Annotated in this window: 22 protein-coding genes; 5 read left to right on the top strand and 17 right to left on the bottom strand. The window is 52.9% G+C overall.

Annotated features, from left to right (window positions below; all coding sequences use genetic code 11):
- Window positions 1-603 precede the first annotated feature (603 nt).
- Window positions 604-4,122 carry a pyruvate:ferredoxin (flavodoxin) oxidoreductase gene (gene nifJ / locus EL294_RS05440; RefSeq protein ID WP_126465669.1) on the top strand — a complete coding sequence of 1,173 codons (3,519 nt, stop codon included), beginning with the start codon at window positions 604-606 and terminating at the stop codon, window positions 4,120-4,122.
- A gap of 77 nt (window positions 4,123-4,199) precedes the next feature.
- Here nifJ and EL294_RS05445 read toward each other — a convergent pair whose 3' ends face one another.
- From EL294_RS05445 to EL294_RS05475, 7 genes are all read right to left on the bottom strand, one after another.
- Window positions 4,200-5,141, bottom strand: a complete 942-nt coding sequence (locus EL294_RS05445) for an NADH:flavin oxidoreductase (RefSeq protein WP_126465670.1) — start codon at window positions 5,139-5,141, stop codon at window positions 4,200-4,202.
- Between the two features lie 77 nt (window positions 5,142-5,218).
- The gene (locus tag EL294_RS05450) at window positions 5,219-6,001 is read right to left on the bottom strand and encodes a copper amine oxidase N-terminal domain-containing protein (protein ID WP_126465671.1); all 783 of its coding nucleotides are present in this window, start codon (window positions 5,999-6,001) and stop codon (window positions 5,219-5,221) included.
- Between the two features lie 37 nt (window positions 6,002-6,038).
- Window positions 6,039-7,613, bottom strand: coding sequence for an NlpC/P60 family protein (locus EL294_RS05455; protein ID WP_126465672.1), 1,575 nt, complete (start codon window positions 7,611-7,613; stop codon window positions 6,039-6,041).
- Between the two features lie 255 nt (window positions 7,614-7,868).
- Complete coding sequence (locus EL294_RS05460) at window positions 7,869-9,062, bottom strand: SAM-dependent methyltransferase (protein ID WP_126465673.1); 1,194 nt, start codon at window positions 9,060-9,062, stop codon at window positions 7,869-7,871.
- A gap of 93 nt (window positions 9,063-9,155) precedes the next feature.
- Window positions 9,156-9,332, bottom strand: a complete 177-nt coding sequence (locus EL294_RS05465) for a rubredoxin (protein WP_371828952.1) — start codon at window positions 9,330-9,332, stop codon at window positions 9,156-9,158.
- A 75-nt stretch (window positions 9,333-9,407) separates the two neighbouring features.
- Window positions 9,408-9,761, bottom strand: a complete 354-nt coding sequence (locus EL294_RS05470) for a rhodanese-like domain-containing protein (RefSeq protein WP_126465674.1) — start codon at window positions 9,759-9,761, stop codon at window positions 9,408-9,410.
- Entirely contained in the window at window positions 9,691-11,355 is a 1,665-nt protein-coding gene (locus EL294_RS05475; RefSeq protein ID WP_126465675.1) for an FAD-dependent oxidoreductase, read from the bottom strand. The genes EL294_RS05470 and EL294_RS05475 overlap by 71 nt, the downstream gene beginning before the upstream one ends.
- Window positions 11,356-11,547: 192 nt before the next feature.
- On the opposite strand from EL294_RS05475, the gene nadA reads away from it, so the two are divergent.
- The 4 genes from nadA to EL294_RS05495 are packed head-to-tail and all read left to right on the top strand — an operon-like array spanning window position 11,548 to window position 14,656.
- The gene (gene nadA, locus EL294_RS05480; RefSeq protein ID WP_126465676.1) at window positions 11,548-12,447 is read left to right on the top strand and encodes a quinolinate synthase NadA; all 900 of its coding nucleotides are present in this window, start codon (window positions 11,548-11,550) and stop codon (window positions 12,445-12,447) included.
- A gap of 22 nt (window positions 12,448-12,469) precedes the next feature.
- A complete protein-coding gene (gene nadC, locus EL294_RS05485) occupies window positions 12,470-13,333 on the top strand; it encodes a carboxylating nicotinate-nucleotide diphosphorylase (RefSeq protein WP_126465677.1) in 864 nt (287 codons plus the stop codon).
- Window positions 13,320-13,859, top strand: a complete 540-nt coding sequence (locus EL294_RS05490) for a transcription repressor NadR (RefSeq protein ID WP_197721086.1) — start codon at window positions 13,320-13,322, stop codon at window positions 13,857-13,859. The genes nadC and EL294_RS05490 overlap by 14 nt, the downstream gene beginning before the upstream one ends.
- Window positions 13,856-14,656 carry an aspartate dehydrogenase gene (locus tag EL294_RS05495; RefSeq protein WP_126465678.1) on the top strand — a complete coding sequence of 267 codons (801 nt, stop codon included), beginning with the start codon at window positions 13,856-13,858 and terminating at the stop codon, window positions 14,654-14,656. Before EL294_RS05490 ends, EL294_RS05495 begins: the two co-directional genes overlap by 4 nt.
- Window positions 14,657-15,506: 850 nt before the next feature.
- Here the strand turns inward: EL294_RS05495 and EL294_RS05500 are convergent.
- The 10 genes from EL294_RS05500 to EL294_RS05545 form a co-directional block, all read right to left on the bottom strand.
- Window positions 15,507-17,954 carry an ABC transporter permease gene (locus EL294_RS05500; protein WP_126465679.1) on the bottom strand — a complete coding sequence of 816 codons (2,448 nt, stop codon included), beginning with the start codon at window positions 17,952-17,954 and terminating at the stop codon, window positions 15,507-15,509.
- On the bottom strand, window positions 17,938-18,618 hold the full coding sequence (locus tag EL294_RS05505; protein ID WP_126465680.1) for an ABC transporter ATP-binding protein: 681 nt from the start codon (window positions 18,616-18,618) through the stop codon (window positions 17,938-17,940). The genes EL294_RS05500 and EL294_RS05505 overlap by 17 nt, the downstream gene beginning before the upstream one ends.
- 35 nt (window positions 18,619-18,653) lie before the next feature.
- Window positions 18,654-19,514 (bottom strand): sensor histidine kinase, encoded by an 861-nt coding sequence (locus tag EL294_RS05510; protein WP_126465681.1) that lies wholly within the window; start codon window positions 19,512-19,514, stop codon window positions 18,654-18,656.
- A 2-nt stretch (window positions 19,515-19,516) separates the two neighbouring features.
- Complete coding sequence (locus EL294_RS05515; protein WP_126465682.1) at window positions 19,517-20,167, bottom strand: response regulator transcription factor; 651 nt, start codon at window positions 20,165-20,167, stop codon at window positions 19,517-19,519.
- Between the two features lie 121 nt (window positions 20,168-20,288).
- Window positions 20,289-21,185 carry a glucose 1-dehydrogenase gene (locus tag EL294_RS05520; protein ID WP_126465683.1) on the bottom strand — a complete coding sequence of 299 codons (897 nt, stop codon included), beginning with the start codon at window positions 21,183-21,185 and terminating at the stop codon, window positions 20,289-20,291.
- Window positions 21,186-21,276: 91 nt separating this feature from the next.
- Entirely contained in the window at window positions 21,277-21,894 is a 618-nt protein-coding gene (locus tag EL294_RS05525) for a DJ-1/PfpI family protein (protein ID WP_331852442.1), read from the bottom strand.
- Between the two features lie 101 nt (window positions 21,895-21,995).
- Window positions 21,996-23,060, bottom strand: coding sequence for a DUF2871 domain-containing protein (locus EL294_RS05530; protein WP_126465685.1), 1,065 nt, complete (start codon window positions 23,058-23,060; stop codon window positions 21,996-21,998).
- Window positions 23,047-23,628 carry a TetR/AcrR family transcriptional regulator gene (locus EL294_RS05535; RefSeq protein WP_126465686.1) on the bottom strand — a complete coding sequence of 194 codons (582 nt, stop codon included), beginning with the start codon at window positions 23,626-23,628 and terminating at the stop codon, window positions 23,047-23,049. Before EL294_RS05535 ends, EL294_RS05530 begins: the two co-directional genes overlap by 14 nt.
- Window positions 23,606-24,043 (bottom strand): hypothetical protein, encoded by a 438-nt coding sequence (locus EL294_RS05540; RefSeq protein ID WP_126465687.1) that lies wholly within the window; start codon window positions 24,041-24,043, stop codon window positions 23,606-23,608. The genes EL294_RS05535 and EL294_RS05540 overlap by 23 nt, the downstream gene beginning before the upstream one ends.
- 159 nt (window positions 24,044-24,202) lie before the next feature.
- On the bottom strand, window positions 24,203-25,267 hold the full coding sequence (locus EL294_RS05545; protein WP_126465688.1) for a methyltransferase domain-containing protein: 1,065 nt from the start codon (window positions 25,265-25,267) through the stop codon (window positions 24,203-24,205).
- Between the last annotated feature and the right edge of the window lie 90 nt (window positions 25,268-25,357).

A 25,357-nucleotide genomic window follows, 5' to 3' on the forward strand; every position in this document is an offset into this window, starting at 1 on the left:
CTTGTCGTTGTTCCCCCTACCCCTTTACGCAAGCCAAATATGGCATTAAAGGCCATTGTGATCGGCACCGAAAGATTTTACCGGCGGCCACTAATATGTGAAATTGTATATTTTATAGTATTCGGGAAAATGGAAGTATTTTTCCCCTCGCGCTTTCCCGTCGTTTTCCCAGCCTTCGAGCGAAAAATTTCTACGACTCAAATAATTTTTCTCGATTTTGAATCGAATCGAAGGCAAACGGTAATGCACAAGCGAGTTCTGCCGCGCGATGTCTGTGATCGATCTTTTTCGCTTCGGATTTTTGCAGCTATTTCCATTATTTACGAAAAATCAATTCTATTCCCGAATTATATATTTTAATCTCCCCTGTATTTCGATTTAATTTTTGTTTTATATGCCTTTTACAGCCATTTTGTTCTTTCTCGGCATTTCCTGCGAAATCCGCTTCGCTTTTCGCGTCAGATTGTATATAATGTTTTCGAGGAAAGGTGAACTCACACTGACAACGTTTTCATCATTTGCCTAAAGAGTTCCCGATCCTGTCGGTTGTACCGACGCACCATTGTTTCGACATTTGTCGACTTGTAGTAAGGAGTGTATATCTTGACAAAAGTGTTTAAGTCTATGGACGGTAACGAAGCGGCGGCTTATGTCTCCTATGCGTTTACCGAAGTAGCAGCCATTTACCCCATTACGCCTTCTTCTCCCATGGCGGCGCTCGTGGACAGCTGGTCCGCCGACGGTAAGAAGAACCTGTTCGATCAGGAAGTTCGCCTCGTCGAAATGCAGGCGGAAAGCGGCGCTGTCGCAGCATTGCACGGTTCTTTGGAAGCCGGCGCGTTGACGACTACATATACGGCATCTCAAGGTCTCGCCCTGATGATCCCGACTATGTTCCGTACGGCGGGCTCCCTCTACCCCGGCGTTATGCACGTCGCTTCCCGTACCCTGGGTTCCCACGTGCTCTCGATTTACGGCGACCATTCCGACGTTATGGCCACCCGCCAATCCGGTTGGGCTATGCTCTCTTCCGGCAATGTGCAAGAAGTCATGAACCTCGGCGGTATCGCCCACTTGGCGGCCATCGAATCGAGCGTTCCCTTTATGCATTTCTTCGACGGATTCCGTACCTCTCACGAAATCCAAAAGGTCGAAGTGATGGACTACGAAGACCTGCGCGATATGCTCAATATCGAGGCGCTGGAACGCTTTAAGTCCAATTCGATGAACCCCGAACGCCCCAAACAAAGAGGGATCGTACAAAACCCCGATACCTATTTCCAATCCAGAGAATCCATTAACGTATTCTACAACGCCATCCCCGGCATCGTAGAAAAATATATGAACAAGGTCAACGAACTCAAGGGCACGGACTACCGCCTGTTCAACTACTACGGCGCGGACGATGCGGAATATGTCATCGTCGGTATGGGTTCGGTCAGCGGTCTGGTACAAGACACCGTCGACGAACTGAACGCCAACGGACAAAAGACGGGTTACCTGCAAGTACACCTCTATCGTCCGTTCTCTCGCCAACACTTCTTAAACGAACTGCCCGAAGGCATCAAGCGCATCGCCGTGATCGACCGCACCAAGGAACCCGGCGCGCGCGATCCGCTGTATCTCGACGTGGTCGGCGCATTCGCCAATGTCGAAAACGCACCGGAAATCTACGGCGGCCGCTACGGTCTCTCCTCCAAGGACGTGGACCACGCACAGATCAAGGCGATCTTCGACAATCTGATGCAAAACGAAGTCAAAGACGACTTTACCGTGGGCATCGTAGACGACGTGACCTATCTGTCCCTCCCCGTGGACGACAGCTATGTCATCGACAATCCCAAGATCATCAACTGCAAGTTCTGGGGTCTGGGTGGCGACGGTACCGTAGGCGCCAACAAAAACTCCATTAAGATCATCGGCGACAATACCGATATGTACGTACAGGCGTATTTCGAATACGACGCCAAGAAGACCGGCGGTATTACGAAATCCAATCTACGCTTCGGCCACGAACCCATTCGCAACAGCAATGTGGTCAAAAACGGCGACTTTATCGCTTGCCACAACCAAAGCTATATGACCCGCTACGACATCGTAGACGAAGTGCGTCCCGGCGGCGTATTCCTGCTGAACACGAACTGGGACGATGCGGCATTGGAAACCCACCTCCCCAACAAGGTGAAGAAGTACATCGCCGAAAACGACGTACAGTTCTATACCATCAACGCGGTGGCACTCGCGGAAGAAATCGGTTTGGGTCGACGCACCAACACCATTTTGCAATCGGCATTCTTTAAACTCGCCGAAATCATCCCCATGGACGAAGCCGAACGCCTGATGAAGGAATTCGCCGAAAAGTCCTACGGCAACAAGGGCGAAAAGATCGTCAATATGAACTTTAAGGCCATCGAAAGCGGCTACCAAAACCTCCACAAGGTCGAAATTCCCGCTTCCTGGAAGGACCTCGAAGTCGAAGAAAAGAAGGTCGACGAAACCCTTTCCGACTACGTACGCAATATGATGATGCCCATCACCGAACTACACGGCGACGATCTGCCGATCTCGGCGTTCAAGGGCTATGAATCCGGATTTATCCCCTTGGGTACGTCCAAATACGAAAAACGCGGCATCGCCGTGCGCGTACCCCGCTGGAAGGAAGAAAACTGTATTCAATGTAACCAATGTTCCTTCGTCTGCCCCCACGCGGCAATCCGTCCCTTCCTCTCCAATAAGGAAGAAGTAGAAAACGCACCCGAAAGATTCCGTTCCGTTCCCGCCAAGGGCTTTAAGGAATATGAATTTACCATCCAAGTCGATCCCCTCGACTGTACCGGATGCGGCAACTGCGTAGAGACCTGCCCCGCCAAGGAAAAGGCGCTGGAATTCCACGATCTCGAATCGCAAATGCCCGAACAAGAAAACTGGGATTACGCACTGACCCTTTCCCATAAGGAAAACCCGATGGACAAATTTACCATCAAGGGCAGCCAATTCGAACAACCCTTGCTCGAATTCTCCGGCGCCTGCGCGGGTTGCTCCGAGTCCCCCTATGCGAAACTTCTGACCCAACTCTTCGGCGACAGAATGTATATCGCAAACGCGACGGGATGTTCCCAAGCCTGGGGCTGCGCATTCCCCATCGCACCCTACACCACCAACCACCTGGGCCACGGTCCCGCATGGTCGAACCTCCTGTTCGAAAACAACGCGGAATTCTGCCTCGGTATGTATCTGGCGGTTGGCCAACAACGCGCTAAGATCACCATGGAATTGGAAAAGATCTTGCCCGTCCTAAAAGACGAAGCGGCGAAGAAGACCATCCAAGACTGGATCGACAATATTAACGAAGGCGAAGGCACCCGCGAACGCAGCGACGCGGTCGTAGAAACCCTAGAGTCCTTAGACCTCGACGGCGAAGCCCTGGAAGCCAAAGAATACGTCCTCAAGAACAAAGAACAACTCACCAAGAAATCCTTCTGGATGTACGGCGGCGACGGCTGGGCATACGACATCGGCTACGGCGGATTGGACCACGTCCTCGCAACCGGCGCCGACGTCAACGTACTCGTCGTAGACAACGAACTCTATGCCAACACCGGCGGACAATCCTCCAAGGCAACCCCCAAGGGCGCCGTGGTACAATTTGCCGCAGCCGGTAAGAAGACCGCCAAGAAGGACTTGGGTCTGTTGGCCATGAGCTACCGCGACATCTACGTCGCCAAGGTGGCATTGGGTGCGAATATGAACCACCTGATCAAGGTCATCAAAGAAGCCGAAGCCTACGACGGCCCCTCCTTGATCGTGGCATACTCCCCCTGTATCAACCACGGCCTCTCGAAGGGCATGGCATTCGCCACCAAACAACAAAAAGAAGCGGTCGAGTCCAACTACTGGCAGCTCTACCACTACAACCCCGAACTCATCGCAAAGGGCGAAAATCCCTTTATTATGGATTCCAAGGAACCCAATAAGTCCTACCGCGAATTCCTGATGAGCGAAGTCCGCTATGCATCGCTGTTGCGTCGTTCCCCCGAGGAAGGCGAAGAGCTTCTGGATGCTTCCGAAGAAGATGCAAAGCAAACCTACAAACGCTATAAAGACCTGGCGGAAGAAAAATAATCGCAACGCGCGACACACAAAAGCGACATGGCAACATGTCGCTTTTGTATGCGCAAAATGCGCGTATTTCGTTTTTCTTACACGCCCCAGTCGGGGTTCTTCAAAAAGGCGCGGCCCACGCCGATCAGATCCGCCTTCTCGGTGGCGAGAAGCGCCTCGGCATCCTCCGGCGTCTGTACCCCGCCGGTCAGAAGAACGGGGGTGGTGACAGCCGCCTTTGTCTGTGCGGTTAAATCGGAAAACCAACCCGGTTCGCTATGGCCCGGCCGCGTATAGCCGTTCATGCCGCCGGTCATATCCAACAGATCCGCCCCCGCCGCTTCAAAGCGCTTGGCGGCCTCCACGCCGTCTGCGATCTCGGTGCCGCCGTCTTCGAAGTCCAATCCGCCGATCCGCACCGCCACGGGAAAATTTCCCAGCGCTTCTTTGACGGCAGAAAATACCTCGAGGGGATAGGCGAGTCGATCCTCGCCGTAGCTGTCGCGCCGCTTATTCACCAACGGCGAGAAAAACTGGTTCAGCAAAAAGCCGTGGGCGACGTGCACCTCTACCCCGTCGTAGCCCGCCTTTTCGGCGCGGAGAGCCGCTTCGACGAACTTTTCCTGTACGCGCGCCATATCGCTCGCGTTCATCTCGCGTACGCCGTCTTCTGCCGAGGGGCCGATCAAAGGCACAGGCGGCGTCGCGAGCTTCGACTTTCTGCCCGCGTGGTTCAGCTGCACAAAGATTTTGTGATCGCCTGCTTCCGACTGCATGGCGTCGATCAAGCGCTTGTGGGAATCGATCGCCCCGTCTTCTGCCAAAGACATCTGCTTCGGCGACACCTGACCGGCGCGTTCCACATAATTGTGCTCGATGATATAGAGCCCGAACAGCGGATTTTTTGCACATTTTCTATAAAATTCCACCGCCGATGCGCCGATCTTTCCGTCTTCCGCGCCCTCCGATGCCATGGGCGGCATTACGATGCGCGTGGGGATCTTTACGCCCGCTTGTATGCTTGTTTCGATATACTGCATAGTTCCTCCTTCAAAATTCGCGATTCCCTATACCTATACCCAAACAAAAAGAACCGGCCCTCGCCGGTTCTTTCGTCTTATTTGCCTACCCGCACCGTCATCAGAATATCGTCGATCTTTGCGGTGGCCTTCTCATACTTCTTTTGCAGTGCCTCGCTCTTTGCCATATGGGGATCGCCGCGGAAGTCGGCGCCGTAATAGAGGCCGTCTTTTTCGCCCAACAGCATGGGCGAATAATTCCATTCGCGCATCGGATGCTCTGCGCGAGAGAGGCTAAAGAGGAAGCCGTCGCCGCCATCGCGATTGGATTTTTCAAAAAACGCAACCTCTTTATCTGACACTTCGTAGACAATCTCTACGTCTGCATCCGCGGACAGAGCAAAGGACATATCCACTTCCTTTACATAGATCCGCTTGTCCGCCGCCACGTCCTTTTGCGGATAGGCACCCACGGTGACGATGCGCTCGTCTGCGATCCACCGCACGGGCAGTTTCGTCGCCTTCCCCAAGTAGAGGGCGGGTACATAGGTGCGATCTTTGTCGAGATAGGGCGCCACGTCCATGGCTTCAGTGTTTCCGTTATGGCGATAGGATTTCGCGCCGATTTGCATTGTAACCGCTTCGCTTCCCTTCGTCATGGTGACTTCTTTCTTCGCCTGGTCCCATTGTACCGTGTATCCCAGCTCTTCGGTGACCGCCCGCAGGGGCAGAAAAGTGCGATCTTCGCGAATCACCGCTTTTTGCCCCTCTTCCTGCATCGACTTACCGCTCACAAAAATCGTTACGGGTCGAGCGCCCTGGGCAAACGCCGCCGACGGGAGCAAGAGCAGACACAATACCAATGCCGCCAATTTTTTCATATTTACCTCCTACTTTCACTTCTTCGTAATAGGATCATCATACCCCATTATATCGAATAGGTCTATATGCTCCTTCTACGCTAGACTTTCCACGTATCGTATGCGACACGCGATCATAGCCATTTAACTGCGTGCTTTCATACAGAACATAATCTCCATTGCTATCGCGTTTTTCAAATAGCATAACATGTCCAGATTTATTCAACGCATCTCCAGGTTGCAAGCTACTATAAGAAATTCTAGTTGCGACCCCTTCTATATTTCCAGTACCTCTTTTAGAAGATAGACCCCAGCATCTACTCACATAGCCAGAGCAATCTAGGCCGTAAGTATTTGCCACTTTCGAAGAAGTCGAGGTTCTGATGTTCCCTGCTCTTCCGCCTTTATTCAAACCATTCAAAAACGAACTTCTGCTATCAAATCCGCCCCAACAATAAGGCATACAGGTATATGTTCCTGCCCCTTGAATATATCTGGGCTTTTTATAGCCGCTCATAGAGCTAATGTTCTGGTTCGTACAATTCCAAGAGAAAGAGGTATGATAGGAACGTGCATTGTTCATTATCGCACTTCTAGTGGTGGAAGCTAGTACAGACGGCGGTACCTTTTCGGGAGAGATTTCCAATTTCGACTCTTCATCGATTAATTCAGGTTGCCCTTCAACTGTTATTGCAGTCATGGTCAATTCAGACACATTTTCTTTGAGATTATAAACTCTGTCGGAATCAAAAACGAAAGGCTCCAAAACATCTACCTTTGTTTCAACTTCTTCTTCGTTTATAACATTATTATTAGCATCAATTTCGGTTAACAGGTTTTTATTTTGTTCACCAATTTTTACCGTTTTGCTAATGATATAATTCCCATTTCCATTCATCCCTAATAACTTTGCGCCACCTAGGGGATTTTTTGATGTAATCCTCAGAGCAGCAATCTGCTTACCATCAATCTTAAAAATATTCATATTTCCATTATTCGCGTATTCACTGCCTTCATCAAGCTCAAAAGTATAGATGTAACCATTCGAAATTCTGCCGTCTATTGCCTTTTCTGCGACGAATGCTTTTCCTTGGTTAACATATGCAGTCGTTTGCTCTTCACCGGCAAAATAGGTAATATACACACACCCATTCACAACTTCAAATTCCGAAATTGCTTCATTCTCGTCCAGATCAATCTCATAAATTCTCGAAATCCCATCCTCTTGGATAACTTCGACCTTTTTATCAGCAATATCCAAAATATAAATATTGTTATTTTCCTCGGAGACCATTGCCGGATGGTCGATAGTCACAGGAAATTCTTTTTTATCTTTTTGGCCAGATATTCTGGTAATTTTGTTATTAGCATTGTCCAATATAACAACGCTCTCTTGATTCACATCGAAATCAGTCGCGCCATATTGGTTTCCCTCCTGATCCAAAAACAAACCAAAGGAAGCTTCTTTTTCATTTGAATCAGTAATATGACTTGCATGTAACATCTGAGACTGCTTATAAATGGGTTCAATTGGCTCTGTTAATATAACTTCTTCTTGTGCCAATACCGGTGTACTGGATGCCACTAAAAACATGGCGATCATCGCAAATCTAACACTCTTTTTGAGAAACATTGAAACCACCTTTCTAATAGATAAATTTTGCAATAAACACAATAATTGACCACTGATTCAGATGTTACATAAGCACTCGTACTTTTTACCACCTCACGATCCCGTCCAAAACGAAATACTTTTTGCGAATTTTCTGACAAAGCTATTCTAAGATGAAATGGCAACGGTTTCAATAGAAATAACTTCTTTTTACAAATTTGTTTTAATTTTTACATGCATTTTACATTTTCGCTTTTAAACTCATCTTTATTAGAATTATCGCAACATATATTTCCGCGTCAGGGGACGCTCGTTGTCCGCGCCCTTTTCGATCAAATACTGGCATACGTCGAGCTTGCCCGCCTCGAAGATAGCGGCGCAGGCCTGCAGATAAATGTCCCACATGCGCATAAACTTTTCGCCCATCTCCTCTTCGATCTCGTCCCAATGGCGATGAAACCGCCGGCACCATTCCTCCAATGTCAGCTGATAGTGGCGCCGCAGGCTCTCCATATCGATCAGATGCAGCCGAAGTTTTCCCAAGGGGGCGACGATTTCGGCGATGGCGGGGATATAGCCGCCGGGAAAGATGTATTTGTTGAGGAAGGAATTCTTGCCCATATCGGGATCGTCGGGATCGCGCTGGCCGCTGATGCCGTGGATCAACGCGAGCCCCTTGTCGGCGAGCATGCGGTCGATGCTCTCGAAGTATTCGTAGAGGTTTTCCTTCCCCACGTGCTCGAACATGCCGACGCTCACGATTTTGTCGAATGTCTTGCCCTTCGCGGCGATATCCCGATAATCGGCCAAAAAGACCTGTACCCGACCGGAAAGGCCTTCCTGTTCGATGCGCTCGGTGGCGAGCTTTTGCTGCTCTTCGCTTAAGGTACAGCCGTAGGCGCGAATGGGGTAGGTCTGTGCCGCTCGAATAATGAGATTGCCCCAGCCGCAGCCGATATCCAGCAGCGTATCGCCTTCTTTTAGGCGCAACTTTTCGAGAATGTGGTCGATCTTCTGCAGCTGCGCGTCCTCGAGGCTGTCGCTTTCTTTTTTGAAGTAGGCACAGGAATAGGTCATGCTCTCGTCGAGCCACAGTTCGTAGAAGTCGTTCCCGATGTCGTAATGGTAGGCGATTTCTTCTTTGGATTCCGCTTTGCCGTGCCCCTGCAGAAACTTGAGCATTTTATATTCCTTGCTCTCCATAAAGCTGTCGTCGTTGGCAAACAGCGAACGCATCAAATTTTGCAGGGAGCCTTCAATCTCTATATCGCCGTCCATATAGGCTTCGGCGAGGGTCAAAGAAAAGTCTTTGCGCGCCTTGTTCAGATCGAGGGGCGCCTTAAAGTGGATGGCGATCTCCGCCTCGCCCGTACCCAAGAAGGACTCCGTTCCGTCCCAATAGCGGATCTGTGCCGGGATGGTGATCGAACGCTTGAGTACTTCGTCGTAAATCTTCACCGTCGGTTTCATATATCCTCCTCCAAAAAAATGCAGATGCAGGGCTTCGGCGACATCACGCGCCGAAGCCGTATATAGGAAAAACGAGCCTTTCAGCTCGTCTTCTCAGTCTTCCATTTTTACGAACATCCACTTGCTGGTGCCGCATTTGGGGCAGGTCCAGTCGTCGGGCAGCTCCGCAAAGGGAACGCCCGGCTCGATGCCGTATTCCGGTACGCCTTTTTTCGGGTCATAAATGTAGCCGCAGGGTTTGCATTGGTAGCGGCTCATGTCCTTTTCCATCGCTCTCCTCCTTCCTATATTCTACGGGATACATACCCCCGGCGTCCGCGATATATGCGGATCGCCGCGATTTTGTTATTTCTCCAAGGGACCGTGATAGGCATTCATGCCGTCTTTTACATTGACGCAGCGGTAGCCGTGGGCCATCAGATCCTTACACGCCTTAATGCTCCTGCCGCCGGCGGCACAGATGACATAGATCTTCTCCTCCCGGGGAATTTCGTCCATGCGTTCCTTTACCGTAGGGAGCGGCATTTTTACCGCCCCGGGAATGATGCCCTCGGCGTGTTCGTCGGGATTTCTCACGTCCAAGATGTATCGGTCTTCGCCGTCCGCCAATTCGTCGGCGGTGGTAGACTCAATCCCGGACGATGCGATCCGGAAAATTGGCTGCAAAATATACGAAAGAACCGTCCAGATTTTTGACATGATACCCCTCTGCTTTCAAGATGCGCTCCGCATTGTAGGAGCGAACAGAGCTCCGGCAGTGCACCACATATTTTTCGTCTTTTTCGAACTCGTCCAGACGGTCGCGAATCTCGTCTAAGGGCACATTCTTCGCCCCGTCGATATGCCCGCGCTCGTATTCCTTCGCCGTGCGCACGTCGATCACGCGGTGACCGCGCTTTTCGTAGTCCGCAAGCTCCGAAATTTGAATCGGATCGGTTAGGCCCAACATTACATTTTCGGCAAAATAGCCCGCCAAATTGATGATGTCCTTGGCGCTGCCGTAAGGCGGCGAGTACGAGAGTTCCAACTCCTGCAACCGGTCCGCCCGAAGGCCCGCCTTGATGGCGGTGGCGATCACGTCGATCCGCTTGTCCACGCCCTTCTTCCCCACCGCCTGGGCGCCCAGAATCTCGCGGCTGTCCTTGTCGTAGATCAGCTTGAGCAGAATGTCTTCCGACCCGGGGAAGTACCCGGCGTTGCTCTTTCCGATCAGGTGGATGGGTTGGTAGTTCCTGCCTTCCAACTGCGATTCGTTCAGGCCCGTCGAGGCAAAGGCGCGGTCGAAGATCCGCACGATCGAGGTGCCCAAACTGCCGGACAGATCGTGGTCGTACCCCGAGAGCATATCCGCCAGCTGTCGGCCCTGGCGATTGGCGGGCCCCGCCAGCGCGATCATTACGTCCTCGCCGGTGATGGTGTGTTTGACGATGATCGAATCCCCGATGGCATAAATCTCGGGAACGGAGGTGCGGTAGTGTTCGTCGACTTTGATGCCGTCTTTCATGCCGAGCTCGATCCCCGAGCCTTCCAAAAATCCCGTCTCGGGGGCGACGCCCACGGACATGAGCAGCAGGTCGGATTCCAATTCGCTGCCGTCTTGTAAGGTGAGTTTTTTGCCTTCCACTTTCTCGACGCTGTTATTCGTGAGCACCTTGACGCCGTGATCGGTCAGTTCCTTCTCGGCGAAGACCGCCATCTCGGGGTCAAAGGGCGGGAGCACGTGATCGGAAATCTGCACGATTGCCACCTCGAGCCCCGCGTTTTTCAGACTCTCCGCCACCTCCAGGCCGATAAAGCCGCCGCCGATCACCGTGGCGCTCTTCGGTTGCGTGCCCGCAAGCGCCCCCTTGATCCGATCGAGATCGGGGATATTTCTAAGGGTAAATACGGCGGGGTGCGAGGCAAGGCCCTCGATATCCAGCCGAATCGGCTTCGCCCCCGGCGAGAGCACGAGAATGTCGTAGGCGATTTCTTTTTTCTCGCCCGCCTTCGTTTCGGTGCAAATCTTTTTTTCTTCCGGTACGATGCGCACCACCTCTTCTTCGGCGCGCACGTCGATGCGGAAGCGATCGCGAATCGTCTTTTCAGAGACCACGATCAGATCCTCCCGCTCGGGAATTTCTTCGGAAATATGATAGGGCAATCCGCAGTTGGCGAAGGACACATAGGGATTCTTGTCGACGACGATAATCTCGTCGTCGAGATTCAGCCGCCGATAGCGCGCGGCAAAACTCATGCCGCCGGCGACGCCGCCCACCACAACTACGGTCTTTTTCTTCGTATTCGATTGCATAGATACGCCTCCTTTGTCGCATTGCCGTACAAACGGCTTTATCTCTACTATACCCCGAAGGCCGTGCAAATAAAGGCGGAAGATATTTTCTACTGACAAGACAAATGTCTTGTCATTTATAAAAATTGTGGTAAGATGGGTTCAGTCCGTTGTATTACATAGAAATGACACATAGATGAACAGGAGTTTACAATGTATACAAACGAATTGGATGCACTCAAACGAGAAAACGATGCTGTCGTCCTCGCCCACTACTATGTCGACGCCGAGGTACAGGCGGCGGCGGATTTTATCGGCGATTCCTTTTTCTTGGCGAAAAAGGCGACGACCATTCCCCAATCGACCATCGTGATGGCGGGGGTCAATTTTATGGGCGAGACCATGAAAATCTTAAATCCCGACAAGACCGTCTACCTCCCCGATGCCGAGGCGGACTGCCCCATGGCGCATATGGTGACTGTCGATGCCATCCGTGCCATGCGCGACAAATACGACGACCTGGCGGTGATCTGCTACGTCAACTCTACGGCGGAGATTAAGGCGCATTCCGACTATTGCTGCACCTCGTCCAATGCGGAAAAGATCGTCGCATCGGTACCGGAAACGCATATCTTCTTTGTGCCCGACCAAAATCTAGGGCAATACATCGCCGCCAAGTTTCCCGAAAAGCAATTTCACTTTCACGAAGGCTTTTGCCCGGTGCACCACCGCATCCGCGCCGAACAAATCGCACAACTGAAGAAAAACCATCCCGATGCCGCGATCTTCGCCCACCCCGAATGCCGCCCCGAAGTCTTGGTCCTCGCCGACTACAAAGGCAGTACCTCGGGCATTCTCGACGCAGTGGGCGAAAGGGACCGCGCGGTAAATATTATCGTCACCGAAGGTGGCATCGCGGCGGAACTCGAAAAGCGCTACCCCGAAAAGACCTTTGTCTTTCCCGAAATGCTCTGCGAGGGCATGAAACGGGTAAATCTAAAAGGCATTATCCGCGCGCTTCGCGAAGGCGGAGACGGCATCGCCATCGATCCCGAACTCGCCCGCCGCGCCAAGCGACCCCTAGATCGCATGCTCGAAATCACCGCAAAATAAGCCCCGTCAGAAAGGAGATTCTATGCACATCCCTCCCCTCCCCCATTTTTTGATCGACAAACCCATATTGCAAGCGCTCAAAGAAGATATGCACACCGAAGATGTGACGACCGCGGCAGTGATCGCCGACGATCCCCACGCCGAAGTCACACTCTTTGCGAAGGCGAACGGAATTTTGGCGGGCATGGACGTATTCGCCCGGGTGTTTTTCCTTTTGGATGCCGGCGCAATCGTCGATGCCCACGCGAAAGACGGCGATGCCGTCCGCCCCGGCGATCGACTCGCCACCCTGCGCGCGCCCCTTTCGGTACTTTTAAGCGGCGAGCGGGTGGCGCTGAATTTCCTGCAGCGCATGAGCGGCATCGCCACCTATACCAAGCAGATGGTCGACGCCCTGGAGGGTACGGGCACCCGCATCGTCGACACCCGAAAGACGACGCCGAACTTTCGCCTCTTCGAAAAATACGCCGTCCGGATCGGCGGCGGAGGCAACCACCGCCACAACTTAAGCGACGGCGTTATGCTCAAGGACAACCACATCGCCGCCTGCGGTTCCGTGAAAGAAGCCGTGGAACGGGCGCGCGCCTACGCCCCCTTCGTCCGAAAAATCGAAGTCGAGACCGAAACCCTCGAAATGGTGGAGGCCGCCCTCGAAGCCGGCGCGGACATCATTATGCTCGACAATATGTCCCCCGACGAGATCCGCGAAGCCGTCACGCGCATCGACGGCCGCGCTATGGTAGAGCTTTCCGGTAATATCGACCTGAACTCTCTCCCCCTCTACCGCGACCTGGGGGCCGATATCATTTCCTGCGGCGCCCTTACCCACTCGGCGCCGATACTGGATCTGTCGCTAAAGGAGTTGCATACCATTGACGATCGATAAACGAGAACGACTGCAGAAATTGGAAGAAATCCTCCGCGCCGCCAAAGCCCCCATCTCCGGCGACGACTTGGCGGCACGCTTCGGCGTCTCGCGCCAAGTCATCGTACAGGACATCGGCCTGCTCCGGGCGCGGGACGTCCCCATCCTTTCCACCAATCGGGGCTACTATACCGAAAAGCGCGGGGGCAGCAAACGCGTCTTTAAGGTGCACCACAGAGACGATCAGATCCTCGAAGAGCTGGATCTCATCGTCGATCTGGGCGGCACCATAGAATACGTCTTCGTGGACCACCGCATCTACGGCCGCATCTATGCGCCCATGCAGATCAAATCGCGAAAAGATGTGCGCGTGTTTATGGATACCATCTACGCAAGCGTCAGCACGCCCTTAAAAAACATCACCGACGGCTACCACTTCCACACCGTCTCCGCCGACGACGAAGAGAGCCTAAATATGATCGAAGACGCCCTCGAAAATGCGGGCATGTTGGTGCGGGGCGACGATCCCCGCCGGGAGGAAGCATGAAAAAAATATCCATCATCGGCTACGGCGCCTTGGGGAAAATCCTCACCCGTGCCGTCCTCGAAAAATTGGAGTATGCCTACGAGATCGCAGGCATATACGATCAAGCAAAGATCGATGCCCCGCAGGCGGGCGCAAAACCCATCCACGTCTATACTACCTTTGAAGAACTGCTGAAAGACGATGCCGACATCGTCGTCGAAATCGCAGGCGTCGGCGCCGTGCGCGCCTATGGGCAGAAGGTCCTCGCGGCGAAAAAAGACCTGATTATCACATCGGTGGGCGCATTGGCCGACGATCGCCTCTATGTTGATCTGCGAAAAGCGGCGGAAAAAAACGGGCGCCGCATTCACATCCCTTCGGGGGCGGTCGGGGGCTTCGATATCATCCGCACCATCGCCTTGATGGGCGGCGCCGATGTAGAGATCGAAAGCACCAAGGCGCCCAAGAGCCTAAACGGCGCGCCGTACTTAGAGGAAAGAGTGCTGCCCGCCGACGAGAAACGAGAAATCTTCGCAGGCGATGCCCGCGCCGCCATCGCGGGTTTTCCCAAAAACACCAATGTCGCCGTCGCCACCGCCATCACCGGCGTCGGCGTAGAAAAGACCCGGGTGCGCATTATCAGCGACCCCGAAGCGGCCGGCAACACCCACCGCATCCACGCCGAAAACGAGCGCGCCGCGGCGGACATCGCCATTACCTCCAAACCCGATCCCGCTAATCCGAAATCCAGCGTGACCGCCGCCTGGAGCGTGGCGGCCCTCCTCGCCGACTTGGCATCCCCGGTGCGGTTTTTCTAGGGAGGTAGGTAGAGTCATCATGCGGTCCGGCAGGGGATTCGTTGCGTAACATGTATAGAGAAAGAGATTCTTCGACTCGGAACAAAGTTCCTCGCTCAGAATGACAATAAGAGACGTGATAATAATTTGTCATCCTGAGCGGAGCGAAGCGGAGTCGAACGGATCTCGAGTTTGCTATTGCGGGTCGACTGTTCGTATGTTACCTATTGCGCTGCTTGTTGCCAAAATTCGACAAGATACATAGTACGTTTCGGCATGGGCTTCTTTGCATAACACTTCTAGGGAAAGAGATTCTTCGACTCGGAACACAGTTCCTCGCTCAGAATGACAATAAGAGACGTGATAATAATTTGTCATCCTGAGCGGAGCGAAGCGGAGTCGAACGGATCTCGAGTTTGCTATTGCGGGTCGACTGTTCGTATGTTACCTATTGCGCTGCTTGTTGCCAAAATTCGACAAGATACATAGTACGTTTCGGCATGGGCTTCTTTGCATGACACTTCTAGGGAAAGAGATTCTTCGACTCGGAACAAAGTTCCTCGCTCAGAATGACAATAAGAGACGTGATAATAATTTGTCATCCTGAGCGGAGCGAAGCGGAGTCGAACGGATCTCGAGTTTGCTATTGCGGGTCGACTGTTCGTATGTTACCTATTACGAGTCTTTTCCCCCAAAACAAAACTGTACATCCTGCGGTTCCGTACGGCTTTCGTTGCATAACATTCCTTGGTAAGGGGCAGTTGCCCGTCGACCACCATTCGCCCCTCTACCACATCATGTTCCTCCGAGAAAATAATCCCTATCGAAACACATAAAAACGCCGCCGGAAAAGTCCATGCGGCGTTTTTGCTTATCGTATCAAAGACAATATCGAGGACCGAAGCGGTTTGTCGACCTCGCTTCGAAATATCATTAGATTCATGCCGTAAATAAGCGCGGCAAAAAGGGCAAACAGATCCCAGCGAAAGTATTTGATCTGAATCGAAAGGGGATAGTTGCCGCTGAATAGATGCACATACAACATCATAACGGCGGTAATGCCCACGGCGACGATGAGCGAATGCAGCTGCTCCTTCGCATATTCTCGCACCATGCGTCGCCGAATGTCCGCTTCTTCCATGCCTTGGGAGCGCAATATGCCGATCTCCCGGCTGCGGTGCAGTATGCCGCTCTTTACCGAGGCGTAGGCATTGCTGAAGTTAATCAGTGCCACCAGAGTGCCCAGAGCGCCCATCATCCACAATAAGGCTTTTAAGTCTTCGGATTCGAAGAAGTCTTGCTCGCCCTTGGTGCGCACTGAATAACTTTCGTCATAGGCGATATGCCGTTTGAGCCTGCGGTTAATTTCTCCCTTTACGGCCGCTTCCCGATCTTTCGGCACTTTTAGAAAGAGGCCGTACTCGCCCGCCGGAACGTCAACTTGCGCCTGCCGGTAGGCTTCGACGAAGTTGCCGCGTAAACGCATAAAGGTATCCAGATCGGTAAACATGCACACTTGCAAAGGAAAAATCCTGTGTACATACTGCCGAGGCAATTCGTTCACCAATCGCACCGGCACGGTCTGTTGCAACGCATGTTCTTCTTCGGAAATGTCGTAGTCGATATGGTCGACTTCCTGAAACAAGGGAATCCACTCCGCATCGGCAATGGGCGCCTTGGGATCTTTTTGGGTGCGGTTGTAAAGAAGAACCTCCCCTGGCTTTCCTCCTATTTCCTGAAAGGCGGCTGGATCCAAACCCACAATCAGCCCCTCCACTCCGCCGGAATTTTGCATCACTTCGTCGAGTTTGGCAGCCCGCGCGGCATCGGAAAGCGGCGCATCGAGTGTGATGCGAATATATTTCTGCGCCTGCAAATATCCTCTTTCGTGGGGAACCTCTTCCTGTAGCCGACGCAGGATTCCGGGATACTTCGTACCATTTGCAAGATACGACACCTCCACATTGTATTCGCTATCGTAGGAAAAGCGCACCCGTTCGTAGGTCGCGAGTCCGTAGACGAGGCAAAGCGCGGCGAGAAGCGCAATCCCCACGGCGGATACATAGCGTTGGGCGCGCAGCACGGTTCGATTGTTGCGGGCGAGTTCTTTCCACAAGTCGGACCGACGCTTCTTTTTGCTCGAATGCATTTTTACATTGCCCCGTATGCCCTCGATAATCGGGATTTGGGCGATTCGCTTCGCCGGGGCGCGGATGGCGAGTAGAAGAATTGTGAGGGTCACGCCCACGACGCCGAGGCTGATCAACGGATGATAATAGAAGCTGCGGCCGCCTTCTGCCGCCATGCGATCCGAAAGCAATACACCGAGCCCGATTCCCAGTATATGTCCCGCCAAGACGGGTGCCACCGCCAATTGCATGGCTTCTTTGAGGAGAAGACGATAGATCTGCCCATCGGTGGATCCGATGGACTTATACATAGAGAGTTTTCGGATTTTCTCGAGGCCCCAGACGGCGAATACGTTTTTGATAAAAAATACAAAGAAGAGTATGCCCAAAAGAAGTCCCAGCCCGCTTACGATGGCGGAACCATAGCGATCTAAAAAACTCTGCGTCTCCTCCCCCAGATGGTAGTGGTGAATCCAATGTTTGTCGAAGTTGAGGTGCAGATCGCCGCTTCCCGTCGCCGTGTAGATGTGCTCCACCAATTCTTTCCGCGCCTCATACGCCCTTCGGAAGTCGTGGAAACGAACGACGGTCTTTTCGGCTGTGGTGTGCGCATCAAAGGGCGCATAGGTGACGTGGATGCCCGCCTCGGCATTGTATTCGTTGCGGACGATGCCGCTTACGACATAGCGACAGTCGCGCTTCTCGCGGAAGGCTTCTGCCCCGCTCCACGTCGCCTCCTCGGGGATCACCTTGCCGTCCACCATCCGATCTCCGAATTTCACTTCGATGGCATCGCCGATGCGAATGCCCCGTTCGGCACAAAGACCCGCCGAAATCGCGATCTCGCCTTCGCCGCGGGGCGCGCGACCTTCATAAAAGAAGTCGTCGCCCATCAGCGAATAATACACCGCATCTACCGCTCTATGCACCAGTACTGCATCGCCCGTCATTGCCGATTCGGGTTTCCCGAGGGTCGATACCGCCGCCAATGCCTCTACCTCTTCGATTTTCTTCGTCTCTTCTGCCGACAGAGGACGATTGAATGCGGCGTCAAAGGGAAATTCGGCCCGCAAGCTTTGTCGCATGGCTTCACTGCTTGAATAGGCGCTAAAGAGAATAAATGTGTAGAAGATCGTGGTTACCAAAATGGCGATGCCGATGGGAAAGTTCTGCTTACGCATTGTACGCATCTGCCACCACCTTTCCGTCTACAAAGGTGACGATCCGCTCCGCCTCCATGGCGATTTTTTCGTCGTGGGTAATCAAGAGAATCGCCTGGTTTAGGCTCCGATTAAAATACTTTAGGATCTCGATGATCTCCTTGGAGTTTTCCCGGTCCAAGTTGCCCGTGGGCTCGTCCGCCAAAATAAGTGACGGTCGGTAGATCAGACTTCGGGCAATGGCGGCCCGCTGCTGCTCGCCGCCGGAAAGCTCGCCGGGAAAGGCATCGAGTTTGTCTTCTATGCCGAGGCGCGCCGCCAGTTCCCGAAGAAAGACTTTGTCGATCTTTCTTTTGTCTAGGACCAGCGGCAGTTCGATATTGTGCCGTATGGTGATGTCGGGTATCAGATTGTAAAATTGGTAGATGAGCCCCACCTTGCGCCGCCGATAGTGCGCCAGTTCCTTGCTCGATAGCCCGGCGATGTCGCGCCCTTCTATAAAAATTTTCCCCGACGTGGGCGTATCCACCCCGCCGAGCATATGTAAAAAGGTGGATTTTCCGCTGCCGCTCGGCCCCACCAGGGCGACGAATTCGCCCCGCTCTATACACAGACTCACGTCGTCAACGGCGCGCACGGTCCGCTCGCCCGCCCCGTATATTTTCACCAGATGTTCCGTTCGTATCAACTCCATAGTATGCCCCCCTATTCTGTGTCCATACTATGGCCCTAAGATGACTTTTCGGTGACACGATAAAATTTCATTACGAAACGCGCTCCCGCCGCCCCTTCTTCGACCTCGAGTTCTCCGCCGTTTTCTTCGGCAATCTTTTTCGCCATGGCAAGCCCCAGGCCGAAGCCGTCGGAGTCCGGTGACTTGTAGAATCTGCGAAAGATCTTTTTTCGCTCTGCCGCGGGGATTCCCCCGCCGTCATCCTCTACGGCAATAGAAGTATACAGAGGGTTCGAGGCGGAGGTGATGGCGATGCGGCTGCAGCCCGTTTGGAACGCGGCGTTTTTCAGTAGATTGATCAGCGCCTCTGAAATCCAATAAAAATCGCCGACGACGACCTCTTCGCCCATGTCGATTGCACAGGCAATATGCCGCGCATCTAACATATCTTCCACGATCTCTTTCGCATACGCCGCCGCTTCGGCGAGGGGAAAGGGCGCCCGCACCATGCCGCCGCCCGCATCGAGACTCGCGAGCTTTAACAGATCGTCCGCCAAGGTATTCAGCCGCAGCAACTGCCTATACAATCCCTCGCTTTCGTCCGCATTACCGCGCCGCTCCAGCTGCAACAGTATCCCCGCGATGGGCGTCTTGATCTGATGGGCAATGTCCTCTACATTCTGCGCCTGCCGCTTGGCAAGACTCTGCGTCTCTTCTCGCGCTTCTACCGCTTCTATAAACAGCTTTAAGATCTCGTCTTCGAGGATCGAAAAATCGTCCTGCGCCATTTCCGCCCGATATCGGCCCCGGTTCATACCCTCTACCGACGACAAAAGCTGCGCAATGCGATTTCTCTTTCTGCGCTCCAGATATATATACAGACACACAAGGCTCGCACCCCATAAAAAAACAACCATACTCACTCCATTCTGTACCCGATGCCGCGCACCGTGGTGATTACATCCTTTTCTGTCTTGTCCCGAATCCGCTTGATTGTCGCCGTCAAGGTATTGTCGTTCACGTAGTTTTCCCGCTCGTCCCAAAACCGCGCCAACAGCTGCTCTCTGGTAAAAATGCGGTTGGGATTACAGATAAAGTACGACAGGATCCGAAATTCCAGCGCCGTAAGATCGGCCACTTTGCCCCGGTATTCGATCGTTCCGCGTGTGGAATCGTAGCGGCAATCGCGATGGGTGCGGATTTTCCTTTCCCCCACCTCGCTTTCCCGAAGCCTCACGTCGATCCGCGCACGCAACACCCGCAAGTCGAAGGGCTTGGTGATGTAGTCGTCGGCTCCCCGATCCAAAGCGGAAGCGATAAACCCGGGATCGTCCTTTACGGTGGCGATGATGACTTTTGCGCCCGTCGCAGAGAGATAAGAGAGGAGTGCCATGCCATCGCCATCGGGCAGGTTCAGATCCAGTATCGCGAGATCATAAACCTCCTTTGGCAAATCATGCGCTGCGCGATACGAGCGCACCCATTTTGCGGCATAGTCCGCTTCGTTCAGAAATGCTTCGATCTCGGCGCCGATAATCGGATCGTCTTCTACAATCAGTATATTTTGCATGGCCTCTCCTATCCAATCCTTTCGCGGTGGTTCGCATCTTCTTCCTATTATAATCCATCGCAACATAAAAACCCCGGGAACGGGAAGTCTTTCCCCATTCCGCAGGGTTTTCTACCCTATATCAACTGCAGACGAATTGGCCGCCGTTGATGTGGATGGTCTGTCCGGTGATAAAGCTCGAACCCTTGGCCCAGGCCAAGAATACATAGGCCTCCGCCAGTTCGACGGGTTGTCCCGCCCGCTCCATCAGGGTATTCTTTCCGAAATTTTTAACGTGATCCGCCTCGAAGGTAGAGGGAATCAGCGGCGTCCAGATGGGCCCCGGTGCGACTTGGTTGACGCGGATCTTCTGTTCCGCCAGTTGTTGGGCGAGGGAGCGGGTAAAAGCGGTGATGGCGCCCTTGGTGGCGGAATAATCCAAAAGCAGAATATTGCCTTCATAGGCGGTCACCGACGCCGTGTTGATAATGCTCGCATATGCCTGCATATGGGGAAGCGCCGCCTGCACCATAAAGAACATGGAGAAGAGGTTTGTGCGGAAGGTGCGCACCAACTGCGCCTCGTCGATGTCGAGTATGCTCTCTTGCGGGTGCTGCTCGCCGGCGTTGTTGACGAGAATATCGATTTTTCCGAAGGCGTCGACGGTCTTTTCGACGGCCTCTTCGCAAAACGCCTTGTCCCCCACATCGCCGGTGAGAATGAGCGCTTCGGAGCCCGCGGCGCGGATTTCCTCGGCGGTTATCTCCGCGTCTTCGCATTCTTTTAGGAAGACGATGGCGACCTTCGCGCCTTCTTTCGCATAGGCGATCGCCACCGCACGGCCTATGCCGCTGTCGCCGCCGGTAACTACGGCGACTTTGTCCGAAAGCCGCCCCGCCCCCTCAAAATCGGCGTCGTATACGGGTTCGGTTTGCATTTCTTCTTCTACCCCGGGCCGCGTGGGCAGCTGTTCGCCGGAAATTTCTTTTCCGACGCGTTCCAGTTCGTCAAAATATTGCGCTTCGTCGAATTTCGCCATAGTCATTCTCCTTTCGTATGCCTTTTATTTCTCTTTTCCCTTATACCCGCGATTGTGTATAAAAATATGAAATTTGCGTGTGTTCTCTCTGTTATTCCTTTTCTACAGCAAAAGGATCGGTATCGGGATTGCGATTCCAGATATATTCAATTTCTCGCGCTACGGCCTCTGCCGTGGATACGCCGTGATGGTCAGCAACAAATCCGAGTGCCATATCGATGCCGGCGGAAATCCCCGAGGCGGTATAATATTTCTCCGATATAGACCACCGCGCAGAACTCTGCCAGTTTACCTGTGCGTTCGTCGATATCACCCAGTCCCATGCCATTTTATTACTCGTCGCATCCTTCCCGTCCAGCAATCCCGTCTTCGCCAACAGTGCCGAGCCGGTACAAACGGTCAGTACATTGGCTGCTTTTTGTGCAACCTCTCGCAATTTTCGAATAAATGCCACATTCCGAATCAATTCCCTGGTCCCCATACCGCCCGGTACGAGCAGAATATCGAAAAGTGCAATATCATCGATTGCCTCGGTTTCTATCCGCGCTCCTTGTCTACTCACCTTAATGCCGCCTTCAAAAGACACATATCGCAATGTATAGCGATCGTTCATACGCCCGAAAACCTGTACGGGCCCAAAGGCATCCAGTGTCTCAAAATCGTCGAACAACAATACACATATTTTGTTCATAGCCACCTCCCAAATCATTTTACTGCGATACTGTATCTGTATCCGATTTTAATGTATCCGAACCTCAGAATTGCGAGCAATAAAAAAATCCCCGACGCCGATGCATCGAGGATTTACGGTTATGCGATTTGTCTCTGTCCTTTTTTGATCCGCACGAAGAGCCATATCAAGCCGACCCCCAAGAGGATGTGTCCCATGCCGGATACCCCCGAAAGCGCCGCTTCCGAAATCGTACCCGCGCCTTCTGCCACGACGTCGTAGATGCCGTAAGCGAGCATGGCGGCGAGGGTCCATACCAGGCCGATGTTGTAAAGATAAAACGGCCGGCGGAATCGCGCAAGCGTCTTTGCATCCGATGTGCGCACGAATAGATACGCGATCAAAAGCACCATCAAGCCCAGCGCCAGGGTATGCACGTGAAGTTTGCTCAAATGGCTGGGGGCGGTATAACCGAAAAACTTGGTGAACTCCCGGTACCATACTCCGCCCACGAGGCCCATCACCCCAAAGGTAAGGGCCTGGTCCAAAATGCTCTCGGCGCCGAATGCGGGGACGAAGTGGCGGAATCCCACCACGACGATGCCCACATAGGCCAATGTCTTCGGCATCATAAGTGCCCCCACGGCGGGCCGGGTGTCCGCCCATAGGACGACGGGGATATAGAAGGCAAAACTCAAGAAGATCAGCAGGCTCATGTATTGGAGTCCCGCTTTGTGGCGATGGCGATAGGTCCATAGGATCAGGAGTATCCCCATAATCGCAAAGGGAATGTTTCGCACAATTCCCATGGTATAGTCGCCGGGCATGCTGCCCCAGCCATTTTGCGGCAAGAGCACGCAGACAATGCGAACCGCGGCGAGGACGAGGATCGCCGCCATTTTTTTCTTGTCCGAATCGCCGCTTTGGGCCTTGTAATAGAAGTAAAAGAGCACATAAAAGATCGTCATGGTAATGCTCGTCACAAATTGTCCCATAGAGAGGGCGCGTTCATAGGCGCCGAATCCGCCGGGACTCATATGGGAAAGGATGCGGGGAATCAGATGAAAGGCATCCCCCGCTCCCAACAGCACCGCCATCCAACCGAACAGCTTTGCCCCTTCTTTGCGGGTAAAGAGCAGGCGCACGCCCAACCCGATGACCACGCACAGATAGAATACATCGAATAAAGATTCACCGAGTGCCATCAATGTGCACCCCTCCTTTCAGCCACGCTGCGTACTGCTTATAGTGCCGCACAAATTCCTGCGCGTCCCACTTCTCCAAAAAATTTCGTTGAATCAGATTGTGCACGACGGCCTTTATAAACTGCATCTCTTCCCGATACAGATACCGATCCCTGTCGCTCGCACCGGCGGCCGCGCTCTTCCGATACGCCTGCCAGCCTTCTTCGAGCCCCGGGGTCCAGTACAAAAATCGGTTCTTATAGATGCCGTAATTGCCCTCGACAAACAAGATCTCCGCCAAGCGGTCGCCATATTCCTCCAGAGCGGCGAAGACGTCGCCCTCTTGTTCGGTCAATAGCGCCATAAACAGATCGTGAATGTCTACGGTCTCGCGGTCGAGGATGGTAAAATACGCCTCTTCGAGATTCTCGAAGTACTGGTAAAAGCTGCCGCGGGCGATCTCCGACGCCTCGACGATTTCCTTTACATTCGCCTCGAAAATCGTCTTGGTCTGAAACGTGTGCTTCAGCACCTCGAGAATCCGCGCCTGTTTTTCTTCGCTCAGATTATAAAAGGTCGCCTTGGGCATCGCATACGCCTCCCCGTGCAAACAGTTGACAGAAATACTTGACTCCGGCGGCAAAGAGCGCCGCACCGAGTCCGGTATAGAATACCGCAAAAAAGAGCGTCGGAAGCAACGCGGACTTGCGCAACAAAATGCCGAAAGTCATCATAAACGCCATAATCAAATAGCTCTTTTTGTCAAAAAACGACCACGGGCGAATGGCGGCCTCGTCCATCATTCCGATGCGCACGCGGTTTTTTTCTTGTAGCGACGAAAAGATCTTGCTGTAAAAAATAAAGCCGATCGCCGCACTTACGGGCAACCACCACAAAGCGGCGCCTTCTAATGCGATTTGTGCGCCAACGCCGATCTTTAATACCATAGATCCCGCCAAGATCCACAACAGACCGGCGACGGCTGCGAGTGTATTGCGTTTCAAAATAATTCCTCCTTTATAAATGACGATGTGTCATCTATGGTTTTAGTATATATGACACCGCGTCATTTTTTCAAGGGATTTTTTAATATTTCGCGATATTTCTGCACATTAGAATGTTGCGCAATAAAAAAGACCGGGGTCACTCCCGATCTTTTGCCCTTAACAGCAGCAGCTGCCGGATTCGCCTTCCGATGCGGATTCCGCCGCCGCGGGAACGCTGCCGCAACCCTCGAAGGGGCCGAAATGGCGGGAACGATCGCCGATGATTTCAAAATACTTGCCAAAGCGCGTATTTTCTACCATACAGCAGCTATTGCCGCAGACGCGCAGCGGCAGATCCTTGATAAAGCGGTGATGGTCGTCCAAGTCGAAGTAATTTTCGCTCCCCAAGATCCCCCCGCGATAGATGGCCACTTGGCCGTATTCTTCGCAGATGTCTTCGATATATTCGGGGTGCTTGATGGCGCGAATGGTGGCGGAACTGAAGCCGATATTGCCGATCTTCTCCTCGATCTCGGCATTGCCGATGTCCGCCTTTACATTTTTGATATAGCGGAAGTCCTTCCAACCCACACTCTGCATCAGCCGGCGAAAGTCCTCGCTATACATGGCGCCGCCCAGGCACTCGCCGCGGAGCATTTCGTCGTTCGAAATCGCCTCGGGCACGCGGCGGTCGGCGAAGATGTCGGAGAAGTAGAGCTCGCCGCCGGTCTTCAGAACTCGCCAGATTTCGCGGAATACGGATTCTTTATCGGGCGAGAGGTTGATGACGCAGTTGGAGATGACGACGTCTATCGATTCGTCTTCGATGCCCATGGCGGCGAGGTCTTCGATAAAGCCTTTCTTAAATTCGACGTTCGAAGCGGAAAATCCGAACGCCTTGGCCATTTCGTCGCGGTAGCGCTTGGCGATAGCCAATTGATCGTCGTTCATATCCACGCCGATTACTTTGCCGGATTCGCCTACCAACTTCGATACGGTGTAGACATCGACGCCCGTACCGCAACCCAGATCCAAAACGGTGCAGCCCTCGAGCGCCAGCGGAATGGGAGATCCGCACCCGTAAAAGCGCTTTACGATCTCGGGGTGGATCTTCGCCTGTACCTCGGCGATATGTGCCGGCACCGCATCCAAGGAACAACAGATATTGGTCTCCATTGTCCCTTCTTTTTCTACAGTGATCTTGCTGTAATAGTCTTTGACTTCCTGTCTAATGTCGCTCATGGTATCTCCTTTTGTTTCTTAGTTTGCACCACATATTCTGTAGCGGCTCTGTAGCTTAAAATGACAATCGAAATATTTGCACTTAACCCG

The organism is Aedoeadaptatus ivorii (genome assembly GCF_900638585.1).
In the GTDB taxonomy this organism is placed as follows: domain Bacteria; phylum Bacillota; class Clostridia; order Tissierellales; family Peptoniphilaceae; genus Aedoeadaptatus; species Aedoeadaptatus ivorii.